9 protein-coding genes are annotated in these 7815 nt (G+C 59.3%); all 9 read right to left on the reverse strand.

Annotation, left to right across the window (positions count from 1 at the left end):
• The coding region (locus H1Y01_RS01835; RefSeq protein WP_180538389.1) for a virginiamycin B lyase family protein at positions 1–1487 on the reverse strand (1487 nt) is incomplete at its 3' end.
• A gap of 219 nt (positions 1488–1706) precedes the next feature.
• Positions 1707–2957 (reverse strand): DNA recombination protein RmuC, encoded by a 1251-nt coding sequence (locus H1Y01_RS01840; protein WP_180538390.1) that lies wholly within the window; start codon positions 2955–2957, stop codon positions 1707–1709.
• Positions 2942–3751, reverse strand: a complete 810-nt coding sequence (locus H1Y01_RS01845; RefSeq protein WP_180538391.1) for a Wzt carbohydrate-binding domain-containing protein — start codon at positions 3749–3751, stop codon at positions 2942–2944. The genes H1Y01_RS01840 and H1Y01_RS01845 overlap by 16 nt, the downstream gene beginning before the upstream one ends.
• The gene (glmS, locus tag H1Y01_RS01850) at positions 3752–5605 is read right to left on the reverse strand and encodes a glutamine--fructose-6-phosphate transaminase (isomerizing) (protein WP_180538392.1); all 1854 of its coding nucleotides are present in this window, start codon (positions 5603–5605) and stop codon (positions 3752–3754) included. It abuts the gene before it with no gap.
• Between the two features lie 47 nt (positions 5606–5652).
• Positions 5653–6102, reverse strand: a complete 450-nt coding sequence (locus H1Y01_RS01855; protein ID WP_180538393.1) for a hypothetical protein — start codon at positions 6100–6102, stop codon at positions 5653–5655.
• Positions 6103–6331: 229 nt separating this feature from the next.
• On the reverse strand, positions 6332–6556 hold the full coding sequence (gene purS, locus H1Y01_RS01860) for a phosphoribosylformylglycinamidine synthase subunit PurS (protein ID WP_180538394.1): 225 nt from the start codon (positions 6554–6556) through the stop codon (positions 6332–6334).
• Complete coding sequence (locus H1Y01_RS01865; RefSeq protein WP_180538395.1) at positions 6553–6870, reverse strand: GlsB/YeaQ/YmgE family stress response membrane protein; 318 nt, start codon at positions 6868–6870, stop codon at positions 6553–6555. Before H1Y01_RS01865 ends, purS begins: the two co-directional genes overlap by 4 nt.
• Positions 6871–6902: 32 nt before the next feature.
• Positions 6903–7154 carry an anti-sigma factor family protein gene (locus H1Y01_RS01870; protein ID WP_180538396.1) on the reverse strand — a complete coding sequence of 84 codons (252 nt, stop codon included), beginning with the start codon at positions 7152–7154 and terminating at the stop codon, positions 6903–6905.
• Positions 7141–7767, reverse strand: a complete 627-nt coding sequence (locus tag H1Y01_RS01875) for a sigma-70 family RNA polymerase sigma factor (protein ID WP_180538397.1) — start codon at positions 7765–7767, stop codon at positions 7141–7143. Before H1Y01_RS01875 ends, H1Y01_RS01870 begins: the two co-directional genes overlap by 14 nt.
• Positions 7768–7815 lie beyond the last annotated feature (48 nt).

The raw sequence follows: 7815 nt of genomic DNA on the forward strand, positions 1-7815 counted from the left end.
CTTGTATCGTTCACGTCGCCGTTGTAAGTCGCGCTTAGATGACTCGGGCCCACCGGTAGTCCTGGCGTCGGAACACTTGCCACGCCGTTGACCAGCGGAATCGCCAGAACCAGAGCATTGGAACCGCGATAGAACGACACCGAACCGGTCGCCGTGGAAGGCGAAACTGTCGCGGTAAGTGTAACGGTCTGACCTGCATTCGACGGATTCGGCGAGGTAGTCAACACAGTTGTGCTGGTAACGATAGCGCCTGTGTTCACGAGTTCCATTTCTTCACAAACGATGGCGCCTGTAGAGTTGAACAATCCTGAAGCGACAGTAATGTCGCCGCCCGTAGATGCAAACGGAATCTTAATACTCTGAACGTCGATCGGAAGTTGCGCGGCAAGTGGTTTGGACCAAAGCGGCCTCACCGTTCCATTCGCCGTGATCAGCCAGGTGTTCCATGTCCATGCGGCTGAGCTCCCGATGCTGAATCCTAAATTCAGCATGCTCGTCGACGAGGTATACGAAGCCGTAAGTCCCAAGGCGCAAATCGGCGCGGTTCCAATCGCGTCCGTACTCCAGTCCGCATAGTAGAGCGATGTTCCGTTGGCTGTAATCCCCCAGGGTTGCGAACCGGGCGACCCGTCGGGGTATTCGGTGATGAGTCCGTCCGTGGTAACGCGCGCGATCTGGTTTGCCGTTTCTGCCCACTCCGTAACCCACATCGCTCCATCCGCGGCCGCCGTGAGCCCGCCCGGAACACTCTGGCGCGTGGGCATGTACCATTCGGTCAGCACGCCCGTTGTGGGATTAAGCCGCCCGACCTTGTTACTCGCGTTCTCCGTAACCCAGAGATTGCCATCGGGCCCCGTGTGAATCTGACCCAGTATACTGTCCTTCGTCGGAAGAGGATAAGCATTCGTGAAGACACCGTCCGTCGTAACCCGCACGATTTGATTCCCCGTGTTCTCGTTGAACCAGATGGCGCCGTCGGGACCCGATGTAATACCTGAAGGTTCACTATTCGGAGTAGGAACAGTATATTCGATCATGTCGCCATCCAGTGTCATACGGCCGATCTTAGATACGAGGTATTCGGTAAACCAGAGTGCACCGTCTGAGCCGATAGCCAGGCGCCGGGGGCCGGCATCGGGAGTTAGCGTAGGATACAGGTTGGTAAAGGCCCCTTCTGTGGTCAAACGACCGATGTAACTATTTGTAGTGTCGGTGTACCACAGCGCCCCGTCCGGACCGCTAATAATATCCCAGGGAAGGTTACCGGGACCGTCGGGTGTTGAAAACTCAGTAATTACACCGGTCGCGGGCACAAGACGACCAATCTTACCGGTTAGGTTCTCGGTAAACCAGACATTGGCGTCCGGTCCGATCGTTATCCCTTCCGGTTCGGAGTTGGGGGTCGGCACGGTATTGGTGGAAGTGATTATCTGCTGGGCTCCGAATAACTGCATGGAACCTAGCGCTAAGATGAAAGCGATTCGCATTAGTGGGTGCTTCATTGGTGAGTAAAGATGGGTGAGTAAAGATGATTTCGCTACTATAGCGGGTTCCAGGGAGCGAAGCAACAGTCACTTAGATAAGTTCGAAGCGATACGTTCGAAGCGATGCGTTCGAAGCGGAGTAAGATCATTCTAAGTATGACAAATAGATACGTCTTACATCTGCGCCGGGACGACATAGGTAACTTACCGGGACTTATTAAGTTAGGCGCGGCCGGCTTCGCTCCGCGTCTCATCTTCGATGGCAAGAGCTAAGTCGAGCAGCGGCAACGGCTCGGGCAACGGACTGGATCGCGCAACACCCAGTTCCTCGAACTTACGCGCCGTCGCGAGCAGACGCGTTTCCATGCTCTGCCGGCCCTTCTCGTAAGCGCCCAGGGCGCTGCGTAGACTGGCGCCGACCTTTTCGTAATACTCCGAGAACACACGGATGCGGTCGTGCAACTGCGCGCCGAGATCGCGAATCTCTACCGCGCTGCGGGTGATCTGTTCCTGGCGCCATCCGTAGGCGACGGCTTTGAGCAATGCGATCAGCGTGGTCGGAGTGGCTAGGATCACGTTGTTCTGCACGCCGAATTCGAGGAGTTCCGGATCGGCTTGCAGCGCCGCGCTGAAGAAGACTTCGCCGGGTAAGAACGCGACAACAAACTCCGGTGAGAACGATAGCTGCGCGGCATAGGCTTTCGTGCCCAACTTACGAAGGTGATCGCGGACTTGTCTCGCGTGGGCTTCCAGATGCGCGCTTCGAACTTGCTCGTCGGTACACTCGCACGCCGCCATATAACTGGTTAGCGGGACTTTGGAATCGACGACAATCTGGCGATCGTTGGGCAGCCGGATGATGAGGTCGGGACGCAGGCGCGCATCGGCTCCGGCCAGAGTGACTTGCTCGCTGAAGTCGCAGTGCTCGCTCATTCCCGCCATCTCGACCACGCGCCGCAATTGCACTTCGCCCCAGCGTCCCCGCGCGGTCGGTGTCGCCAGCGCGGTCGAAAGCTTATGGGCCAAAGAGCCGAGATTACGGACCTCGGAGTTCAGCGAAGCATAGGCGTTGATGCGCTCGCGCTCCACCTGGTTCACTTGCTGCTCGACGCGCTTCAGCGTTTCGCGCATCGGCAGAACCAGCTGATCGATCTCGCCGGAAGCTTCCGATTGCAGCGTCTTGAAGCGTTGTCCGGCAAGGTTCAGAAAGGATTCGGCGTTGGCATTTAGGACCTGAGTCGACGCGGCAGCGAAAGTTTGCACCAGTGTTTCGCGCGCGAGCTCGAGCGTGCCGACACGGCCCCTTAGTTCGCCTTCGGACGCACGCAGACGGGCGTTGTCTTCGCGCAGCGGCTCCAGGCTGGCGATCTGTTTCGATTGTGCGTTCAAGCGCTCGCGGAGAATCAGAAAGCAGATCGCGGCGCCCACGAGCGCTGCGACGACGAGTTGAAGAAGAGTCAGTATAGTTCCCAAGTTACAGCAGCGCGCAGGTTGGCAACGCCCGCGGTGTAGCGCGAATCGCCTACCGAAAAGGCAATCGCGTCTTCCAGCCACTCATGCCAGGTGCCGTCCGGATCATGCGATGCGACGGTCAGCGTGTAATCGCCGGGGCAGAGTTCGCAGCGGAAGCGGAAGGCGACGTGAACGCGATCGCCGGCGCGCCTCGGTCCAAGGCTTAGCGCTTCGAGTTCGGTATTGGTGCCATAGACATCGACACCCACGCGTGTGCGGATCAACATCCCAATCACCGGCGCATCGACTTCCGCATGGAACGCCACTGCGACGCGAACGGTCGCTTCTTCACCGCTCATGAAACCGAGCACCGGCTGGGCCGCCGCGTCGAGAAGTTCGACAGCCTCAACAAGCGCGCGTCCATCGCCGCGCTGCAGGCTCGGTCGGATCGGTGCCACACGGGCTTGCTCCGATCGCCAGCGCTGGGCGACATGCGCATTCCACAACGCGAGCGTCTCGCGCGGATCGCCCTGATGGATCACCTTGCCGCGATCGATCCACCAGACCTCATCGCACACGTCCTTCAGCAGCGCCTCATCCCAGGAAGCGATCAGGACACGAGCGCCGCCGCGGCGCGCTTCGATCAGATCGCGCCGCATGCGAAGGCGCAGCAGCGGATCGTGCCGGTCGAATTCGTAATCCACGACAGTCACTTCGGGATCGACGGCACGCAGCTCCGCCGGGATGCCGCTGTCTTCTTCGCCGATGAGTCCAATGATCGCCGCCGCCGGCAGGGATAATCCGAACGCCCGCATCTACTCGACGGTGACGCTCTTCGCCAGATTGCGCGGCTGGTCCACATCGCATCCGCGCCGCACCGCGATGTGGTACGCCAGCAGCTGCAGCGGAACGATCTCGAGGATCGGCAGCAACAGGTCGTCCGTGGTGGGAATCTGGATCACGTGGTCCGCGACGCGCGACGCTTCATTGTCGCCCTCGCACACAATCGCGACCACAATGCCTTCGCGCGCTTTGACTTCCTGGATATTGGAAACGGTCTTCTCGTACAGCGTACGGCTATCTTCGCGCGTGGTGTCGCGCGCGGCGAGGATGACGACAGGCAGCTTCTCATCGATCAGCGCATTCGGCCCGTGCTTCATCTCGCCCGCCGGGTAGCCTTCCGCGTGGATGTAGGAAATCTCCTTCAGTTTCAGGGCGCCTTCGAGAGCGATCGGAAAATGCACGCCTCGGCCGAGGAACAGGAAATCCGTCGCGCGATGCAGCTTGCGGCCGAGCTCTTCATAGACCGAATCATGAGAAAGAACGGTCTCGAGCTTGCCGGGCACGCGCAACAGCTCCTGCACCAGGCGCTGCGACTCGGCTTCATCCAGATGCCCGCGCGTCTGCCCGAGATACATCGCCAGCAGGAACAGCGCCGTGAGCTGACAGGTGAACGCTTTGGTGGAAGCCACGCCGATCTCAGGCCCGGCGTGCGTGTAGATGGCGCCTTTCGCTTCCCGCGTGATCATCGAGCCAACGACGTTGCAGATGGCGAGTGTGGGCGAGCCTTTCTGCTTGGCTTCGCGCTGGGCGGCAAGCGTATCGGCCGTTTCGCCGGACTGCGAAATCACCACCGTGAGCTCATGACTGGAAACGATGGGATTGCGGTAACGGAACTCGCTGCCGTAATCGACCTCGACCGGGATGCGCGCCAGCCGCTCGATCATAAACTTGCCGGCGAGAGCGGCATGCCAACTGGTACCGCAGGCCAGAATGCGAACCGACTTGAAGGCCTGAAACTGCTTGGGCGTGATGTCGACTTCGTCGAGGAAAATGCGGCCGCTGCCTTGCCCGACGCGGCCGAGCGTGGTGTCGCGAACGGCGCGGGGCTGCTCAAAAATCTCTTTGAGCATGAAGTGCTTGTAGCCGCCCTTTTCCGCCATGAGCGGATCCCATAGAATGCGCTGCGTGGCGCGCTTGAGGGTGCGGCCGTCGAAGTCGGTGAATCGAACGCCCTCCGGTGTGAGGATGGCGATGTCGCCGTCGTTCATGAAAACCATATCGCGCGTGTGATTCAGAAGCGCCGGGACATCGGATGCGACGAAAAATTCGTGGTCTCCGAGGCCGACCACCAGCGGCGGCCCGAGGCGCGCGGCGACGATCTTATTGGGATGTTTGCGGGAGAGCACAGCCAGCGCAAACACTCCGGAGAGCTGCTTCACGGCGCAGCGGACGGCATCCTCGAGCGGCTTGTCGCTGCATTTCTCGACGAGGTGCGCGATCACTTCGGTATCGGTCTCGGTGGTGAAGCGATGGCCTTCCGCGGTGAGCTGATCTTTGAGCGCCAGGTAATTTTCGACGATGCCGTTGTGGACGACCACGATGTCGCCGGTGCAATCGCGATGGGGATGCGCGTTCTCCTCGGTGGGGCGGCCGTGCGTGGCCCAGCGCGTGTGGCCGATGCCGAAAGAGCCCTCGACGGGGTCGAGACGGATAGCCTCTTCGAGGTTGCGCAGCTTGCCGGAAGCGCGGCGGATCCCAAGCGTCTGATCGTCGCAATAGACGGCGAGACCGGCCGAATCGTAGCCGCGATATTCGAGGCGTTTCAAGCCTTCAAGAATGATCGGGACGGCTTTCCGCTCACCGACGTAGCCTACAATGCCGCACATTGATTCATTATCGCCGTGTGGAGGACGCGGCGAGCGCGAAGACTCGTCTAACCTGTCTTACTTGTTCCCAATCTGCTTAGGGTCAGATCGAGCCGGGCCTCAACTCTAACGAAGCGCTGGTCCACAGCGGCGAAACGCTGGTTCATGTCTGCGCGCAGATCGCCAATGCGCCCAAGCACATCGGAGCGGAGATCGCTCAGCCGGCTGATCACGTCGTTCAACCGGGCGTTGTTCATCAAGATGCCGACCAGCACCGCGAATGACGGGACCAGCGTCGCGGAAATCGCGGCTACGAACTGCTGGTTCCGGCGTTCCCTGCCCGGAATTCCCGCCGTGCCTGCCTTAACCATCCGCGACGCTTCTTCGTCGATGAAAAACCAATCCGAAACGATATCGAGATCGCGTTGCGCATTGGCCTTGGCTCCGGCTTTCATTTGCTGGGCCAGAATTGCCTCAGTCGTCTCACACGGGAGCGCGATGTTGATTCGCTTCGTCATAATAGCTTCGCGCCTACACATTACATCTGTAACATACACACAATTTGATGTGTGCCACTTGAACAAAGTTCCGTGCGGGCTGTCAGCAGCGGGCTAAGCGAGCGGCTCGATCAGGCCCCAGGCTATTCGCGAGTCGCGATCAGAGTACCGCCGATCGAGACAACGCGCAAACCGGCGGATTCGCGTTGAAACTCCTAGAAGGACGCAGTAACCCGCGCCCAGCAGCAGACTATGCGAGCGGCTCGATCCGGAAATCTTCAATTACGGGATTGGTGAGGACGTCGCGAGCTATGACTTCAAGATCCGCATGGTTCTCATACTCGATCTCAAATACCTTGCCCTGCCGGACATCGTGGATGCTAGAGTGCCCCAAACCGTTAAGCGCGGCGCGGATGGCCTGCCCCTGAGGATCGAGTACAGTTGCTTTGAGAGAAACCAGCACGCGGGCTTTCATGTGAGCCGCAAGGTGTTGAGCCGGGAGACGAAAACGATAGACTCGGAGGCGCGCGCGTTGTAAGCTTTCGGGCGCGTCAGGTAACCATAGACGACAAGCACGATGATCGCTCCGATTGTCGCCATGATGAATCCGGCGGGGTGACCGGGCGGATACAGGCCCAGTGCGCGTCCGATTAGACCGCCAATCCAGGCTCCCACGATTCCCAGAAGCATCGTCGCGATAATACCGCCGCGGTGCTGGCCGGGCATTAGTAACTTGGCTACGATTCCGACAACAAGACCGAACAGCATGTGGCCGATGGTGTGGAGCATCCCGTGTCCTATTTCTCTTTGTCCCAGCGAACCTACACGACTTTGGTTTTAGCCGCGCGCATTTTCTCGAACGCTAGAAGTAAGCGCGTCTGAACATCCGACGGGATGCAGCAGGCCTTCTCATGATCTTTGTAAACGGAAATGGTTTTGCGCGTCGTATCGCAGACCACCCAGCAGTTCGGACATTCGGCCATGTGCTTTTCCAGCTTCGTGCGGAGGTCGGCGTCGGTCCTCTCGTCTAAGTAGTCGGTAAGTTCGGAAATGAAGTCTTTACATGTAAGCAAACGCGTCGTCCCCTTTGCGTTTGAAGAAACGGGTTAGCTTCTCGCGAAGCTGCAGGCGGGCACGGAGCAAGCGGCTCTTCACCGCGGGAATCGACAAGTCTAAGGCCTCCGCCGTTTCTTCTGTAGACAATTCTTCGATGTCTCGAAGCACGAAAACGGTTCGGTAAGGAGGTGATAAACTTTCCACAGCCTCGTCCAGAATGGCGCCGAGCTCTTCGCGAGAGTAGCGCTGCTCCGGATTCTCGTCCCAGGCGGCGATCTCGCGGATCACCGTATCTTCGCCGGTGTCGATGCCTTCATCGAGCGAAACCGACCGGTCGCTGCGGCGCTTGCGCAGCTTCATCAAGGCCTGGTTCACCGCAATGCGTACCACCCAAGTGTAAAATTTCGAGTTCCCCTGAAACTGATCCAGGTGTTCGTACGCCTTTAAGAACGTCTCCTGGAGAACGTCTTCGGCGTCTTCGCGGTTCTGGGTAATGTGCTGGGCGAGGCGGAATATCTTGGTCTCGTAGCGCTTCATGAGCTGCGAGAACGCGCCGACATCGCCCTGGCGGGCGAGCGCCAGAACTTCGGTTTCGTCGTTGACGGCGATCTTACCGCCTTCGGCTGTCATCGTAAACTCCCTCATGATGACACAGCGACTTGGACGCCGGCGCGGTCG

Source organism: Nevskia soli, from assembly GCF_903970205.1.
GTDB lineage: Bacteria > Acidobacteriota > Terriglobia > Bryobacterales > Bryobacteraceae > Bog-113.

What these genes read in the sequence shown, in the direction of transcription:
- H1Y01_RS01845 (WP_180538391.1), bottom strand. Translation starts at nt 3,751, where the DNA reads ATGCGGGCGTTCGGATTATCCCTGCCGGCGGCGGCGATCATTGGACTC.
- glmS (WP_180538392.1), bottom strand. Translation starts at nt 5,605, where the DNA reads ATGTGCGGCATTGTAGGCTACGTCGGTGAGCGGAAAGCCGTCCCGATC.
- H1Y01_RS01855 (WP_180538393.1), bottom strand. Translation starts at nt 6,102, where the DNA reads ATGACGAAGCGAATCAACATCGCGCTCCCGTGTGAGACGACTGAGGCA.
- purS (WP_180538394.1), bottom strand. Translation starts at nt 6,556, where the DNA reads ATGAAAGCCCGCGTGCTGGTTTCTCTCAAAGCAACTGTACTCGATCCT.
- H1Y01_RS01865 (WP_180538395.1), bottom strand. Translation starts at nt 6,870, where the DNA reads ATGCTCCACACCATCGGCCACATGCTGTTCGGTCTTGTTGTCGGAATC.
- H1Y01_RS01875 (WP_180538397.1), bottom strand. Translation starts at nt 7,767, where the DNA reads ATGACAGCCGAAGGCGGTAAGATCGCCGTCAACGACGAAACCGAAGTT.